At 30.8% G+C, this 15,428-nt stretch carries 15 protein-coding genes; 8 read left to right on the top strand and 7 right to left on the bottom strand.

Annotated features, from left to right (window positions below):
• The first annotated feature begins 6 nt into the window (after nt 1–6).
• The 8 genes from odhB to atpC all read left to right on the top strand — a co-directional run bounded on the left by odhB (nt 7) and on the right by atpC (nt 9,581).
• Nucleotides 7–1,308, top strand: a complete 1,302-nt coding sequence (gene odhB / locus VP90_RS04380) for a 2-oxoglutarate dehydrogenase complex dihydrolipoyllysine-residue succinyltransferase (RefSeq protein ID WP_262589891.1) — start codon at nt 7–9, stop codon at nt 1,306–1,308.
• Nucleotides 1,309–2,709, top strand: coding sequence for a dihydrolipoyl dehydrogenase (gene lpdA, locus VP90_RS04375; RefSeq protein ID WP_262589889.1), 1,401 nt, complete (start codon nt 1,309–1,311; stop codon nt 2,707–2,709). It abuts the gene before it with no gap.
• A gap of 22 nt (nt 2,710–2,731) precedes the next feature.
• Nucleotides 2,732–4,687, top strand: coding sequence for a replication restart helicase PriA (gene priA / locus VP90_RS04370; protein WP_262589888.1), 1,956 nt, complete (start codon nt 2,732–2,734; stop codon nt 4,685–4,687).
• Between the two features lie 108 nt (nt 4,688–4,795).
• Nucleotides 4,796–5,353, top strand: coding sequence for an ATP synthase F1 subunit delta (atpH, locus tag VP90_RS04365; RefSeq protein ID WP_262589887.1), 558 nt, complete (start codon nt 4,796–4,798; stop codon nt 5,351–5,353).
• Nucleotides 5,354–6,889 (top strand): F0F1 ATP synthase subunit alpha, encoded by a 1,536-nt coding sequence (gene atpA / locus VP90_RS04360; RefSeq protein ID WP_262589886.1) that lies wholly within the window; start codon nt 5,354–5,356, stop codon nt 6,887–6,889. It abuts the gene before it with no gap.
• A 6-nt stretch (nt 6,890–6,895) separates the two neighbouring features.
• Complete coding sequence (locus VP90_RS04355; RefSeq protein WP_075506072.1) at nt 6,896–7,768, top strand: F0F1 ATP synthase subunit gamma; 873 nt, start codon at nt 6,896–6,898, stop codon at nt 7,766–7,768.
• A gap of 2 nt (nt 7,769–7,770) precedes the next feature.
• Nucleotides 7,771–9,189, top strand: a complete 1,419-nt coding sequence (gene atpD, locus VP90_RS04350) for a F0F1 ATP synthase subunit beta (protein WP_262589885.1) — start codon at nt 7,771–7,773, stop codon at nt 9,187–9,189.
• Nucleotides 9,189–9,581 carry an ATP synthase F1 subunit epsilon gene (atpC, locus tag VP90_RS04345; protein WP_262589884.1) on the top strand — a complete coding sequence of 131 codons (393 nt, stop codon included), beginning with the start codon at nt 9,189–9,191 and terminating at the stop codon, nt 9,579–9,581. Before atpD ends, atpC begins: the two co-directional genes overlap by 1 nt.
• Here atpC and VP90_RS04340 read toward each other — a convergent pair.
• Genes VP90_RS04340 through cgtA form a run of 7 tightly spaced genes read right to left on the bottom strand, consistent with a single transcriptional unit; the run spans nt 9,574 to nt 15,406 of the window.
• Nucleotides 9,574–10,050, bottom strand: a complete 477-nt coding sequence (locus tag VP90_RS04340) for an RNA pyrophosphohydrolase (protein ID WP_262589883.1) — start codon at nt 10,048–10,050, stop codon at nt 9,574–9,576. The genes atpC and VP90_RS04340 overlap by 8 nt on opposite strands.
• 1 nt (nt 10,051) lies before the next feature.
• Nucleotides 10,052–11,188, bottom strand: a complete 1,137-nt coding sequence (locus VP90_RS04335; protein ID WP_262589881.1) for a S41 family peptidase — start codon at nt 11,186–11,188, stop codon at nt 10,052–10,054.
• Nucleotides 11,185–11,535, bottom strand: a complete 351-nt coding sequence (gene rsfS, locus VP90_RS04330; protein ID WP_075506496.1) for a ribosome silencing factor — start codon at nt 11,533–11,535, stop codon at nt 11,185–11,187. Before rsfS ends, VP90_RS04335 begins: the two co-directional genes overlap by 4 nt.
• 17 nt (nt 11,536–11,552) lie before the next feature.
• Nucleotides 11,553–12,080, bottom strand: coding sequence for a nicotinate (nicotinamide) nucleotide adenylyltransferase (gene nadD, locus VP90_RS04325; RefSeq protein WP_425321979.1), 528 nt, complete (start codon nt 12,078–12,080; stop codon nt 11,553–11,555).
• On the bottom strand, nt 12,076–13,326 hold the full coding sequence (locus tag VP90_RS04320; RefSeq protein ID WP_262589879.1) for a glutamate-5-semialdehyde dehydrogenase: 1,251 nt from the start codon (nt 13,324–13,326) through the stop codon (nt 12,076–12,078). Before VP90_RS04320 ends, nadD begins: the two co-directional genes overlap by 5 nt.
• Nucleotides 13,327–14,433, bottom strand: coding sequence for a glutamate 5-kinase (gene proB, locus VP90_RS04315; protein WP_262589878.1), 1,107 nt, complete (start codon nt 14,431–14,433; stop codon nt 13,327–13,329).
• Nucleotides 14,423–15,406: an Obg family GTPase CgtA gene (cgtA, locus tag VP90_RS04310; protein WP_262589877.1), complete on the bottom strand. Its 984-nt coding sequence runs from the start codon at nt 15,404–15,406 to the stop codon at nt 14,423–14,425. Before cgtA ends, proB begins: the two co-directional genes overlap by 11 nt.
• Nucleotides 15,407–15,428: the final 22 nt, after the last annotated feature.

The raw sequence follows: 15,428 nt of genomic DNA, 5'->3' as shown, positions 1-15,428 counted from the left end.
ATTATAATGAGTGAAAAAATAGTAGTTCCAGTACTTGGTGAGAGTATTACAGAAGCAACGGTTGCAAAATGGTTAAAAAAAACCGGAGATGCAGTTGAAGCTGATGAACCAATTGTAGAACTTGAAACTGACAAAGTTAATTTAGAAGTCCCATCACCAATAACTGGTGTTTTAACAGAAATTAATTCACAAGATGGCTCCACAGTGGAAGTTGGAGCTTTATTAGGTTCTGTTTCGGAAAATGGTTCAGCAAAAGTGATACCAACTGAAAAAAAAGAGGAACCCAAACAAGTTGAAGAAGCTCCTCCTGAAAACAATGTAATAAAATTAGATACAAATAAAAAAGAACCAGAAATTTTTGAAGATAAAAAAACAGAAATTCAAAAACCTAAGCCCTTAGTTTTGACTGAGGAAGTAGCACCAAAACCAGCGCCAGTAATAGATAATAAAAATGATACTTTGTCTCCTGCTGTCAGAAAAATTGTTACTGAAAATAATATTGATGTTAATTCAGTTCAAGGTTCAGGAAAAAATGGTCAGGTTTTAAAAGGAGATTTAATTGGTCTAATGGGAGCAAATCCAAAACCATCAGAGAGAAAAATTCAATATGGTCAAGAAGAACGAATTAAAATGACTAGACTAAGACAGACAATTGCTAAGAGATTAAAACAAGCTCAAGAAAATGCTGCATTACTTACAACTTTTAATGAAGTTGACATGACAAATATAATGGAAATGAGAAAAGAAAATCAACAAGACTTTCAAAGTAGATATGGAATTAAATTAGGCTTCATGTCATTCTTTGTTAAAGCATGTGTAGTGGCCTTGAAACATTTCCCTGCTGTTAATGCTGAAATTGATGGCGATGAAATTATATATAAAAACTATTATAATATTAGTTTTGCTGTAGGTACGGATAAAGGTTTAGTTGTTCCAGTTTTAAGAAATGCAGATGAGCTTTCATTTGCAGATATTGAAAAAAATATCAAAGATATTTCTGAAAAAGCTAGAGATGGAAAATTAACAATTGAAGATTTACAAGGAGGAACATTTACTATCAGTAATGGTGGTGTGTATGGATCAATGTTATCAACTCCAATTCTAAACTTACCTCAATCAGGTGTTCTAGGTATGCACAACATTGTAGAGCGCCCTGTGGTAGTAGAAGGTGAAATAAAAATAAGACCTATCATGTATTTAGCTCTTTCTTATGATCACAGAATTATTGATGGCAAAGAATCTGTTTCTTTCTTAAAAATGATTAAAGAAAATCTAGAAGATCCTAGAAGATTATTTTTGGATATTTAAATGTCAGAAAAATTTCAAGCTGTAGTTATTGGAGGAGGGCCTGGTGGTTATGTTTGTGCGATTAGGCTTGCACAATTAGGTTTGAAAACAGCATGCATAGAGTCTAGAGGTTCACTAGGTGGAACTTGCTTAAATGTTGGCTGTATACCCTCAAAAAGTTTATTAAATCTCTCTGAAGAATTTCATAAAGTTAAAAATTTATCCAATAAGGGTATCGAGATAGGTGAGGTGAAACTTAATCTTGAAAAGATGATGAAAAGTAAAGATAAAGCTGTAACAATATTGACTAAAGGTGTTGAATTTCTTTTAAAAAAAAACAAAGTTACTTATTTTAAAGGTCACGGAAGCTTTAAATCAAAAAATCAAATTTTAATTAAAGATGATAAGAATAATGAGACAATTATTGAGTCAGAAAAAACAGTAATAGCAACCGGATCTGTACCAGTTTCATTACCTGGAATTGATATTGATGAAAAAGTAATTGTTTCCTCTACAGGGGCCTTAAAATTAGAAAAAGTACCAAATAAAATGGTTGTGGTTGGAGGTGGTTACATTGGTTTAGAGATGGGTTCAGTTTGGTCGAGATTAGGTTCAGAAGTTCAGGTTGTAGAATTCTTAGATCATATTACACCTGGAATGGATAAAGAAATTTCATCTGAGTTTATGAAAATCTTAAAAAAACAAGGCATTAAATTTAATATGCAAAACAAAGTTGAAACAATTCAGAAAAATAACAACGGAGCAGTTGTTTCAACAGTAGATAAAGATGGCAATAAAAACAATTTTGAATGTGATGTGGTATTAATTTCTGTTGGAAGAAAGCCAAATACTGATGGATTAAATTTAGATGCAGTAGGAATTGATTTAGATGAAAGAAAAAGAATAAAAACTGACAAAACTTTTAAAACAAATGTCGAAAATATTTTTGCTATTGGCGATGTAATAGTAGGACCAATGCTAGCTCATAAAGCTGAAGATGAAGGAATTGCTGTTGCTGAAAATATTGCAGGGCAATCTGGACATGTTAACTATGATACAATTCCTGGTGTCGTATATACAACTCCAGAAGTTGCATCTATAGGAAAAACAGAAGAACAATTAAAAGAACTCAATCAAAAATATAAAGTTGGTAAGTTTTCATTTATGGCAAATTCTAGAGCTAAAGCAATTGATGATGCTGAAGGATTTGTAAAAATTTTAGCAGATGAGCAAACAGATAAAGTATTAGGAGCTCATATTATAGGTCCTCACGCAGGAGAATTAATTGCAGAAATTGGTGTAGCTATGGAATTTGGTGCAAGTTCAGAAGATATAGCGAGAACGTGTCATGCACACCCAACGTTTTCAGAAGCAGTTAAAGAAGCTGCATTATCAGTAGATAAAAGAGCAATACACTCTTAATTTTTTTTCATATTATAAAAATATGAAATTTCCGATTCTTTTACCTAATATTTTTGATCATCCATTTACTTATGAAAGTAGTATTGATCTCGAATTGGGAGACTATGTGGAAGTTCCTTTTGGTAAATCAAAAATTACAGGTGTAGTTTGGGATGAATTTGAAAAAAATAGCAACAAAACGTTTAAAATAAAAAAAGTTTTGAGGAAGTTAGATGTGACTCCTCTAAAAAAAAATACTATTAAATTTTTAAACTGGTTTTCAGAGTACAATATTATTCCAAAAGGAATGGCTCTAAAGCTTATTTTATTAAGTAGTCATGCAATAGAAAATAAGGAGCTAAGTTCTTATAATAATTTTAAAAGTAAGATTAAAAATACATCTATAAAATTAACCAAAGATCAAATCAAAGCATATGAAGAAATGGTAAGCACTAACCAAAATTTTAGAGTACACGTGTTACAAGGAACAACAGGATCAGGTAAAACTCTTGTATATTTTGAAGCTTTAAAAAACCTTATAAAACAAGGATATCAGGGCTTAATTTTGTTACCTGAGATAGGTTTAACAGGTCAATTTGAAAAAAAATTTAATGAATATTTTGGTTTTAATGCAGCTGTGTGGCACTCAGGAGTTTCAAAAAAAAAGAAAGAATTAATTTGGAGTGGAATATCAAATGGAGAAGTTAAAGTAATTATAGGAGCAAGATCATCATTATTTTTACCTTTTAAAAATCTAGGTATGATAATTGTAGATGAAGAGCACGATCAATCATTCAAACAAGATGAGGGTGTAATTTATAATGCACGAGATATGGCAATCTCTAGAGCTTCATTTGAAAATATACCAATTAATTTAGTTACAGCTGTTCCATCAATTGAAACTTTTGAAAATATTCAAAAAGGAAAATATTCCTTATCAAGACTTACAGAGAGATATAAAAATGCTTCATTACCTAATTATGAAATTATAGATCTTAATAAAACCAAACTTGAAAAACAATCATGGTTATCAGATAAAATAATTGAAAAAGTAAATTTTCACCTTGAGAGAAAAGATCAGGTTTTATTCTTTTTAAATAGAAGAGGTTTTTCACCCCATGCGTTGTGCAAAAATTGTTTAACAAGTTATTCTTGTCCAAATTGTACTATCAATCTTGTTTATCATAAAAATAAAAATAATTTATTATGTCATTATTGTGGTTTTAAAACTGATTTAAAAAGAGATTGCTCAAAAGAGGATGAATGTAATTTTGTCTTTAGTGGACCTGGTGTAGAGAGAATATCTGAGGAAGTTAAAAAAAAATTTCCTAATAAGGAAGTTGAAATTTTTTCGAGTGACACAATGAATAAAAAAGACTCATCAAATAAATTAGAAAGAATTATAAATAATCAAACTGAAATATTAGTTGGTACACAATTAATTTCTAAAGGATTTCACTTTCCAAGTTTAAATTGTATTGTTGTTGTTGATATTGATCTATCAGCTAACGGGAATGATTTAAGAGGTGCAGAAAAAAATTTGCAGTTATATCATCAGTTATCAGGACGAGCTGGAAGAACAGGAAAACCTGCAACAGTATATTTTCAAACTTATAATAATAATAAGAATATGATTTTAGAAATTACAAATAAAAATCCTGATATATTTTTAAAAAGAGAACTAGAAATTAGAAAAAAAAATAAACTTCCACCTTATCAAAGATTTATTTCCCTGATCATGACTGGTGAAAATCAAAAAAAATTAGAAAAAGAGGCTTATGACTTTAAAAATTATTTAGAAAATAAAATTGAGGGAAATATATTGGGTCCAGTTGAGGCTCCTATATTTAGACTAAAAAGAAATTTTAGGGTCAGATTTTTAATTAGAGGTTCAAAATCTATGAAACTACAAAATGCTATTGCAAAATCAGTTCCAAAATACAAATTTTCTAAAGGAATAAAACTTTCAGTTGATGTTGATCCAATTAACTTCAATTAGGCCCAAAAAAGAGGACTTTTTCGTCAATCAGTCACTTGAAGACATAAAGGTCATATGCTAATTAGAGCGTGATTTTTAAATAATCTTCAATATTTTAGAGGTATCAAGTTGAGCAAAGACACAGGATTTTCAATTACTTCAGCAGAAAGGTATTCACTTGCGCTTTATGAATTATCTACTGAAAGCAACGTTACATCCCAAATAGAAGAACAGTCACTCTCAGTTTTAAAATTGCTAGAACAAAGCCAAGATTTCTCAAATTTAATAAAAGATCCAACTACAAGCCAAGATGATTTATTAAAAGTAGTTAATACAATCTCAGAAAATTATAAATTTGATCAATTGTTAAAAAATTTTTTAAGTTTCTTAATTCAAAAGAGAAGGTTCTTTTTTGTAAAAATAATTCTTAAAAGTTTCATCGAGATCTGTTCAGAAAAAAGAGGAGAGCTAAAAGCTGAATTAAGATCTGCTAAACAATTATCTAATGAAGAAATTAAACAAATTACGGAAGAATTAACTAAAAACTTTAGTTCAAAAATAAAATTAAACTACAAACATGATGAAAGTTTAATAGGAGGCTTAGTAGTACAGGTAGGGAGTACTATGGTTGACACCTCAATTAAAAGTAAATTACAACAAATCGAAAATAGAATGATAGAGGCATAAATGGAAATAAATCCTTCAGAAGTTACAAAAATATTAAAAGAACAAATAAAAAATTTTGGAGATAAAGCAGAGGTTACTGAGGTAGGTCAAGTTTTATCAGTTGGTGATGGTATCGCTAGAATTTACGGTCTTGACAATGTTCAGGCTGGAGAGATGGTTGAATTTTCTGATGGCTCTAAAGGTATGGCCCTAAACTTAGAGAGCGAAAACGTTGGTGTTGTAATTTTTGGTGATGACAGAAATGTTAAAGAAGGTGATGTTGTAAAAAGAACTGGAAAAATTGTTGATACGCCAGTTGGAAAAGAGTTATTAGGTAGAGTAGTCGATGGTTTGGGAAATCCAATTGATGGAAAGGGTGCATTAGATAAAAGTGTACAGAAGAGCAGAGTAGAGGTTAAGGCTCCTGGAATTATCCCTAGACAATCAGTTAATGAGCCAATGCAAACAGGTTTAAAATCAATTGATAGTTTGGTTCCAATCGGAAGAGGACAAAGGGAATTAATTATTGGTGATAGACAAACAGGAAAAACTGCGGTTGCAGTTGATGCAATCATAAACCAAAAAAAGATCAATGAATCAGGCGATGAAAAACAAAAATTATATTGTATTTATGTTGCTGTAGGTCAGAAAAGATCAACTGTTAGACAAATTCAAAAAACTTTAGAGGAAGCTGGTGCAATGGAATACACAACAATTGTTGCTGCAACAGCATCAGACTCAGCACCACTTCAGTTTTTAGCTCCATATACTGGTTGTGCTATGGGTGAATATTTCAGAGATAATGGAATGCACGCGTTGATTATTTACGATGATTTATCAAAACAAGCAGTTGCTTACAGACAAATGTCACTTTTACTTAGAAGACCTCCAGGACGTGAGGCTTATCCAGGAGATGTATTCTATTTACATAGTAGATTATTAGAAAGAGCTGCAAAATTGAGTGATGAACATGGCGGAGGATCTTTAACAGCACTTCCAATTATTGAAACTCAAGGTGGAGATGTATCTGCGTTTATTCCAACAAACGTAATTTCAATTACGGATGGTCAGATTTTCTTAGAAACTGAATTATTCAACCAAGGAATAAGACCTGCAATTAACGTTGGTTTATCAGTTTCAAGGGTAGGTTCATCCGCACAAACTAAAGCGATGAAAAAAGTTTCAGGATCTATGAAACTTGAGCTTGCTCAATATAGAGAAATGGCAGCATTTGCTCAATTTGGTTCAGATTTAGATGCTTCTACTCAACAGTTATTGAATAGAGGATCAAAATTAACTGAGCTTCTAAAACAAAAGCAATATTCTCCAATGACAGTTGCTGAACAAGTAATTTCGGTTTTCTGTGGTGTTAAAGGATATCTTGATGATATCGATTTAAAAGATGTTGCTGGTTTTGAAAGTAAAATCATTGAGAAATGTAAATCAGAAAAACCTGAGATTATTGAGTCGATACAAAGTTCAGGAAAACTTGAAGAAGATAAAGAAAAGTTGTTAGTTGAACTGATTACTCAATTAAAGGAAACCCTTAAATCTTAATTTGATATGGCAAGTTTAGACGACCTAAAAAAAAGAATAGCTAGTGTAAAATCTACACAAAAGATTACTAAGGCTATGAAAATGGTTGCAGCTGCAAAATTAAGAAAAGCACAAGAAAGTGCTGAAAAAGGACGACCTTATTCAGAAAAAATGAACAATGTAATTTTAAACCTTTCTAGTGGAATTTCAGATAAAGAAAATGCACCAAAGTTATTAGCTGGTACAGGACAAGACAAAGTTCATCTTTGTGTTGTTATGACATCAGATAGAGGTCTATGTGGTGGTTTTAATTCCAATATAATTAAGAAAGCAAAAAGTTACTTTTCTAAAATTTTAGATGAGAATAAAGAGCTTAAAATTATCACTGTAGGTTCAAAAGGCAATGACCAGCTTAAGAGAATTTATGGTGATAAAATAATTGAAAATATTTCATTTAAAGAGTCGAAAAATGCAAATTATTTTGATGCAGATAAGGTAGGAAAAATTATTATTGAAAAATTTGAAGCAGGTGAATTTGATGTTTGTACAATTTTTTACAATAAATTTAAAAATGTAATTACACAAATCCCACAGGCTCAACAAATAATTCCTTTAAATGATGAGGGAAGTGAAAATAGTTCAGATGAAAGTTACGAATTTGAACCAGATGAAGATGAAATTTTAAGCAATTTGTTGCCAAAAAATATTTCAACACAAATATTTAAGGCAATGTTAGAGAATTCAGCTAGCGAACAAGGATCCAGAATGAGTGCAATGGATAATGCAACCCGAAACGCAGGTGAAATGGTTGACAAACTTACTATCGAATATAATAGAAGTCGTCAGGCAGCAATTACTAAAGAACTAATAGAAATCATATCAGGAGCAGAAAGTTTATAATTATGAGTAAAGGAATAATCACACAAGTTATTGGAGCGGTAGTAGACGTAAAATTTGAAGGAGAATTACCGGAAATTTTAACAGCATTAGAATGTAAAAATGGTGACAATAGATTGGTTTTAGAGGTTGCTCAGCACTTAGGAGAAACTACTGTAAGAACTATTGCAATGGATGCTACTGAAGGACTAAAAAGAGGAGACGAAGTTGTAAATACGAATGCTCCTATCCAGGTACCTGTTGGACCAGAAACACTAGGTAGAATTATTAATGTAATTGGTGAGCCAATTGACGAAAGAGGTGAGGTTAAAACTAAAGAAAGCTGGCCTATTCACAGAGCTGCACCTGAATTTAATGATCAATCGACTGAAACTGAAATATTAGTTACTGGTATTAAAGTTATCGACTTATTAGCACCATATGCCAAAGGAGGAAAAATTGGACTATTTGGAGGTGCTGGTGTTGGTAAGACAGTTTTAATTATGGAATTAATTAACAACGTTGCAAAAGCTCATGGTGGATTTTCAGTTTTTGCTGGAGTTGGAGAAAGAACTAGAGAAGGAAATGATCTTTACCATGAGATGATGGAATCTGGTGTAATTAAGCAAGATGGCCCTGGTTCTAAAGCTGCATTGGTTTATGGACAAATGAATGAACCCCCAGGAGCAAGAGCAAGAGTTGCTTTAACTGGATTAACAGTTGCAGAATATTTTAGAGATCAAGAAGGACAAGACGTTTTATTCTTCGTTGATAATATTTTTAGATTTACTCAAGCTGGTTCAGAGGTATCTGCTTTATTAGGTAGAATTCCTTCAGCTGTAGGATATCAGCCTACATTAGCTACTGATATGGGTAATCTTCAAGAAAGAATTACAACTACAAACAAAGGATCAATTACTTCTGTACAAGCGATTTATGTTCCAGCTGATGACTTGACTGATCCAGCGCCTGCGACATCATTTGCTCACTTGGATGCTACTACTGTACTTTCAAGACAAATAGCTGAAATTGGTATTTATCCTGCAGTAGACCCATTAGATTCTACTTCAAGAATTTTAGATCCAAGAATAGTTGGTGATGAGCACTATAGAGTTGCGAGAGATGTACAAAGAATTTTACAATCTTATAAATCACTTCAGGATATTATTGCTATCCTTGGTATGGATGAATTATCTGAGGAAGATAAATTAGTTGTAGCAAGAGCAAGAAAGATTCAAAGATTTTTATCTCAACCATTCTTTGTTGCGGAAGTATTTACAGGTTCACCAGGAAAATTAGTTGATCTTGAATCTACAATCAAAGGATTTGATGCAATCTGTAAGGGTGAATATGATCACTTGCCAGAAGCAGCTTTTTACATGGTAGGTACAATTGAAGAAGCTATTGAAAAAGCTCAAAAAATGGAAAAAGAAGCTGCAGCTTAATGAGCGAAGAATTTAAAATTGAGATAGTAAATCCTGAAAAATCTTTTTTGGTCAAAGAAGATGTATCGGAAGTAGTAGTACCTGCTTTTGAGGGAGAAATGGGGATATTAAAAGATCACATTTCAATTATCTCATTTTTAAAACCAGGTATTATCAAAGTAAGTTCAAAATCTGGTGATGAAAATTATTATGTTGAGGATGGTATAGTAGAGTTTAAAAATAATAATTTATCTATTCTAACAAGCTCAATTTATAATTTGTCTGATATGGATAAATCTGTTCAACAGGATTTACTGAAAAAAGCTGAGGAAGAGGCGGGAAAGTTAGATATTAATGATCAAGCTAAATATTTAGTAGATCAAAAAATTGAAGTTTTAAAAACTCTTAATTAAGAATTTTTTTTACTTTATCTTTAACTTCTTTGTACACGTGTAGTTTAAAATCAACCACTAAGTCTGTAATTTTGTCTAGCTCTACCCATTTCCACTCTAAAAACTCAGGGTGTTTAGTTTTGATGTTTATTTCACTATCTGATCCAACAAATCTCATTAAAAACCATTTTTGTTTTTGACCTCTGTACTTTCCTTTCCAAATCAAACCAAGCAATCTATCTGGAAGTTCATAAGTTATGGTTCCATCTAATTCTTTTACTAATTCAACATTTTTAATACTGGTCTCTTCCTCAAGTTCTCTGTAAGCAGCTTTTAAAAAATCCTCACCTTCATCTACACCGCCTTGCGGCATTTGCCAAAAATTTTTGGGGTTATCTATTCTTTTGGCAACAAACACTTTGTTCTCTTTATTTAACACAACAATTCCTACTCCACTTCTTAGTGGAAGATTATGTAAATCTTTTTTCATTTTATCCGTTGAGTAATTTAATTGCGTAATTTAGTTGATTATCAGTGTCAGTTCTTATTTTAAAATTATCACCTTCTTCATTCACCTCAATGTCTGGACGTACACCAACCTCAGATATAGATTTCCCAGATGGAAGATAATATTTTGCAACAGTTAAACGTATTGCGCCTCTATTTTTAAGAGGAATAATAGATTGAACTGAACCTTTACCATAACTGTTTTCACCTATAACAATTGCTCTTTTGTGATCTTTTAAAGCTCCTGCAACAATTTCTGATGCTGAAGCTGATCCATAATTTATCAGTACTAATAATGTTTTTCCGTCAGTTATGTCTCCTTTTTTTGCAAACCATTTTCTATTATCAGATTTTTTTCTACTTTTAGTGGAGACAATTTCACCATTTTCTAAAAAGAAATCAGATATTCTTATTGCTTGGTTTAGTAATCCACCTGGATTATTTCTTAAATCCAAAATAAATGAATTTAGATTTTTATTTTTTTTTAATTTCTTTATTTGTTTTTCTATTTGATCACTACTGTTTTCATTAAATGAAGTTAATCTAATATAGCCAATATTTTCTTCTAATAACTCTGACTTAACTGATTGAATTTCAATTATCTCTCTAGTGATATTAAATGTTAGTGCTTTTTTTTCTCCTCTTCGTCTAACTGTTAATTCTATACTTGAACCTACTGGGCCTCGCATTAAATCAACAGCTTCACTTAGAGATTTCCCTTGAACTTGGGTATCATTAATTTTCACAATGTAATCACCAGCTTTTAATCCAGCTTTTGACGCTGGTGTGTCATCAATAGGTGAAATAACTTTAACAACTCCTGCTTCCATACTTACCTCAATTCCAAGGCCACCAAATTCACCGCTAGTTTCAGTTTGCATTTCCTCCAGAATCTCAGGAGACATATAAGAGGAATAAGGGTCTAAAGATTGAAGTAAGCCATTGATAGCAGAGTCCATGCTCTCAGATTGATTGATCTCATCAATATATTCTCTATTTATTTTTTCTAAAACCTCACCAAATAAATCTATTTTTTTGTAAATATCTACTTCAGAAGAGTTTGCTGAACTTAAATAAAAAAATGATAAGAAAATAATTGAGTAATATTTAATTATTTTCATATCATTACTTTTTCTTTAGGAATAAATTCTGACCAGATTTTTTCTAATTCATAAAATTTTCTTTTCTCTGGATGAAAAATATGAACGATTAGATCTATACCGTCTACCAATTTCCATTCACCACTTTCTTTACCCTCAATTTTAGAGTCTTTAATTCCATTATCTTTAAGTTTTTCTAACACTTGTTCAGATAAAGACTGTATATGTCTAGATGATGTACCGCTTGCTATTATCATATAATCTGCCATCGAACTTTTATCTTTTAGATCAATAGTTACTATGTCTTCAGCTTTGTTAAGATCTAATGTGGTGATTACAATTTCTTTGAGATCTGAAATTTTATCCATTAATTAAATTTAGACTATCAAATTTTTCTTAATTGAGAAGATGAAATGTTGACTTTATTAAACTCTATGAATTTGAGGGTGGTATTACCGAGAGCCCTAAATGTCTTTGATTTTAAAGAGTTTTTTTTGTAGCCATGTCTATCGAAAACTAAAATATTACACTTTTGTGAAATAGATTTTGATTTATACCATCTGTGAAAATTTATTAAGTTATCTGCTCCCATTAAAAAATAGATTTCAATATTTTTATTTTTTTTTAAATGATTAATTAAATCAATTGTTTTATTTGAATTAATTTTATTTTCGTAAAATCTCACTTTTATAAATGAATTGTTACCAATAATTTTTTTGCAGAATTTTATTCTTTCAGTAACTGAGGTTTTGCTCTGGTTTTTAAAAGGATTTTTTTTTGTTATTGCCCAAATAATATTTTTAAGCTCAAATCTTTTTTTTGCTTCTTTTGAAATAGCTAGATGACCTTTATGTGCAGGATCAAATGATCCTCCTAAAATTCCTATTTTTGTCTTATTTGATTTCAAATTAATTTCTTATTTTACCGTTACTTGTAATTTGGTATTTGTATGAAACAAGTTGATTAAGTCCTACAGGCCCTCTTGGTGGTAGTACATTGGTAGAAATTCCAACTTCTCCTCCGAACCCAAATTCACCTCCATCTGCAAATTGAGTTGAAGTGTTATGCATAGCAATAGAGCTTTTGACTTCTTTTAGAAATTGATTAGCTGTTTTTTTGTTTTTTGTAATTATTGAGTCTGTATGCATTGTTCCATACTTATTAATATGATTTATAGCTTCACTGAGGTTGTTTACTATTTTGACAGAAACTGCTGAGCTTAAATATTCTGTAGACCAATCTTTTTCAGTAGCTTTAAAAATTTTACCCTTATAAAATTTAGCCAAAGTCTTTTCTCCATAAATTTTACAACCATTTTTCTCTAAATTGCCCAGGATTGTATTGCTAAATTTTTTAACAATATTTTTATGTAGAATAATGGTTTCAGTCGCCCCACATATGCTGGTGTTTCTTAATTTTGCGTTAGTAACAACTCTATTTGCCATCTTTAATTCAGCGTCTTTGTCGACATATGTATGACAAATACCCTCAAGATGACCAATTATAGGAACCTTAGAAAGTTCTTGAACTTTTCTTACAAGATTTTTTCCACCACGTGGAATTATAACATCAATATATTCTTTCATTTTGGAAAGCATTACATCAACCATCTTTCTGTTTTTAGAGTCTATAAATTGTATAAAGTTTTCATCTACTTTATTTTTTTTGAGCGCTTTTCTAAAAAGTTTTGATAAAATTCTATTTGAATTGATTGCCTCAGAACCTCCTCTTAAGATTACTGCATTACCTGATTTGAAACATAAACCCGCAACATCTGATGTAACATTTGGCCTACTTTCATAAATTACACCAATAACTCCTATTGGAATTGATACTCTACTAATATTTAATCCATTGGGTCTTTTCCACTTTTCTAGAACATGATTAATGGGATCTTTAAATCTAATAATACTAATAATAGAATTTCTGATGTCGTTTATTTTTTTCTCATTTAAATGAAGTCTATTAATTAAATTTTCTTTTAATCCTATTTTTTTTGCATAATTAATATCTTTAGTATTTTCTTTAATTATTAAACCTTTGTTTTCGTCAAGCATTTTAGCATAGGAGGCTAAAACACTATTTTTAACTTTTGTGTCTATTTTATATTGACTTGCTTTTCTTGCTCTTTTACCGATTAAATTCATATAATTATTCATTTATACTTCTACCATATCATCTTTATGAATAACTTCAGATTTTGCAACATAACCAAGTAATTTTTGAATTTCATTCGAATGGTGTCCCATAATTTTTTTTACTTCATCAGAAGAAAAAGAACTTAAACCCCTAGCACATTCATTATTTTTTTTATCTAAAACTTTTATATGATCACCTTTGTTAAATCTTCCTGATACATTTTTAATACCTGCAGCCAGTAAACTTTTTCCAAGCTTTAACGCTTTTTTGGCTCCATCATCAATTACAAGATTTCCTTTAGGTGCAATTGAGCTAATTATCCATTTTTTTCTAGCATGAAGTTTAGAGACCTTTGGGCTGAACCATGTGCAATTATTTTTTTCAATAATTTTTGAAATAGGATTTGAATACAGTCCGTTTGCAATAATCATACTGCTGCCAGCTAATTGACAAATTTTAGCAGCTTCAATTTTTGTTTGCATTCCTCCACTTCCATATTCATTAATTCCTTTGATATTAATTTCTTTTAAGTCTTTGTTTATATCATTTACTATTTTTATTAGTTTAGCGTCTTTATTTACTTTTGGATTTTTTGTAAAAAGGCCATCTACATCTGAAAGTAAAATTAATGTATCGGCGTTTGTAATTTGAGCTACTCTAGATGCCAATCTATCATTATCTCCATATTTTATTTCAGTTGTTGCAATTGTATCATTCTCATTAACAACTGGGATAAATCCAAGTTCGAATAAATTTTCGAATGTTCTTTTGGCATTTAAGGATCTTCTTCGTTCCTCCGTATCTTCTAGAGTCAACAAAATTTGTGAAATATTTAATTTGAATTTTGAGAAGGTCTGAGAGAATAAATTCATTAGTTCAATTTGGCCAATAGAGGCAATTGCTTGACTTTTATCTAACTTAATATTTTTTTTGTTAAAATTCATTTTTTTACATCCAAGAGCGATAGCACCTGAACTAACAATGACTACTTTTTGATTTTTATCTTTTAGTTTTTTGATGTCCCTCGCAAAGCTTGAAAGCCATTTTTTTCTAATTTTTTTATTTTCATCAACTAATAAAGATGAACCAATTTTAATAACAATAATTTTCGAGTTTTTAAGATACATAGGATAATAATTTTGCCTTAATTTTTGAAACCGACTCTTTATTTAAAGTTGTCATAGTCATTATCTCACAATTTTTATCTTTAGAGAAATCATCAATTACATCTTTAGCTGTGTCTTCATCAATTAAATCTATTTTGTTAAACACAATTAACTCTCTCTTTTCAAGCATTTTAGAACTGTAATTTTTAAGTTCATTTTTAACCTGATCATAAGATTCCTTAAGATCAAGATTAGTAATATCAATTAAATGTAATAAAGATTTGCATCTTTCTATATGTTTTAAAAACTGTATCCCAAGCCCAACACCTTCATGGGCACCTTCTACTAATCCTGGTATATCGGCTATTGTGATTTCTTTATCATCATAGCTAGCAACGCCCAAGTTAGGATTGAGTGTTGTAAATTTATAATTAGCGATTTTAGGATTTGCGTTTGTAAGTGCTGCTAACAAACTTGATTTTCCTGCGTTAGGTAATCCGATAATTCCGATATCAGCTATTGTTTTAAGTTGTAACCAAATTGTAAACTCTTCACCCAAAGTTCCTTTCGTAAATTTTCTTGGAGCTCTGTTTGTAGAACTTTTAAATCTAGTATTTCCCAAACCACCTTTGCCACCATTAGCCGCAATGTACTCTTCTCCTTTTTTGTTAAAATCAAATAATAGAGTTTTGTTATCTTCTTCAAATACCTGAGTTCCAAGAGGAACTTTTAAAACCAAATCATCACCACTTTTACCTGTTCGATTTTGGCCAGAACCATTCTCTCCACGCTGAGCTTTATGATGTTGTTGATATCTGTAATCAATTAAAGTGTTTAAGTTTTCTTCTGATTTTAAAATGATAGAGCCACCCCTGCCTCCATCACCTCCATCAGGTCCTCCAAACTCAACATACTTTTCTCTTCTAAAACTTGGTGAGCCGTCACCACCGTTTCCAGCCTTAATATAAATTTTAACTTGATCGAGAAATTTCATAATACAACATTTTCTTGGTTGT

It is taken from the genome of Candidatus Pelagibacter ubique HIMB140 (genome assembly GCF_025558165.1).
Lineage (GTDB): Bacteria > Pseudomonadota > Alphaproteobacteria > Pelagibacterales > Pelagibacteraceae > Pelagibacter > Pelagibacter ubique_T.
Note: the sequence above shows the minus strand (reverse complement) of the source record. Positions and strands in the feature narration are given on the sequence as shown.

Excerpts from the sequence above, each read along its gene's own strand:
- VP90_RS04335 (WP_262589881.1), bottom strand. The coding sequence starts at position 11,188 with ATGAAAATAATTAAATATTACTCAATTATTTTCTTATCATTTTTTTAT.
- VP90_RS04355 (WP_075506072.1), top strand. The coding sequence starts at position 6,896 with ATGGCAAGTTTAGACGACCTAAAAAAAAGAATAGCTAGTGTAAAATCT.
- odhB (WP_262589891.1), top strand. The coding sequence starts at position 7 with ATGAGTGAAAAAATAGTAGTTCCAGTACTTGGTGAGAGTATTACAGAA.
- proB (WP_262589878.1), bottom strand. The coding sequence starts at position 14,433 with ATGTATCTTAAAAACTCGAAAATTATTGTTATTAAAATTGGTTCATCT.
- VP90_RS04320 (WP_262589879.1), bottom strand. The coding sequence starts at position 13,326 with ATGAATAATTATATGAATTTAATCGGTAAAAGAGCAAGAAAAGCAAGT.
- rsfS (WP_075506496.1), bottom strand. The coding sequence starts at position 11,535 with ATGGATAAAATTTCAGATCTCAAAGAAATTGTAATCACCACATTAGAT.
- priA (WP_262589888.1), top strand. The coding sequence starts at position 2,732 with ATGAAATTTCCGATTCTTTTACCTAATATTTTTGATCATCCATTTACT.
- atpA (WP_262589886.1), top strand. The coding sequence starts at position 5,354 with ATGGAAATAAATCCTTCAGAAGTTACAAAAATATTAAAAGAACAAATA.
- lpdA (WP_262589889.1), top strand. The coding sequence starts at position 1,309 with ATGTCAGAAAAATTTCAAGCTGTAGTTATTGGAGGAGGGCCTGGTGGT.
- atpD (WP_262589885.1), top strand. The coding sequence starts at position 7,771 with ATGAGTAAAGGAATAATCACACAAGTTATTGGAGCGGTAGTAGACGTA.
- VP90_RS04340 (WP_262589883.1), bottom strand. The coding sequence starts at position 10,050 with ATGAAAAAAGATTTACATAATCTTCCACTAAGAAGTGGAGTAGGAATT.
- cgtA (WP_262589877.1), bottom strand. The coding sequence starts at position 15,406 with ATGAAATTTCTCGATCAAGTTAAAATTTATATTAAGGCTGGAAACGGT.
- atpC (WP_262589884.1), top strand. The coding sequence starts at position 9,189 with ATGAGCGAAGAATTTAAAATTGAGATAGTAAATCCTGAAAAATCTTTT.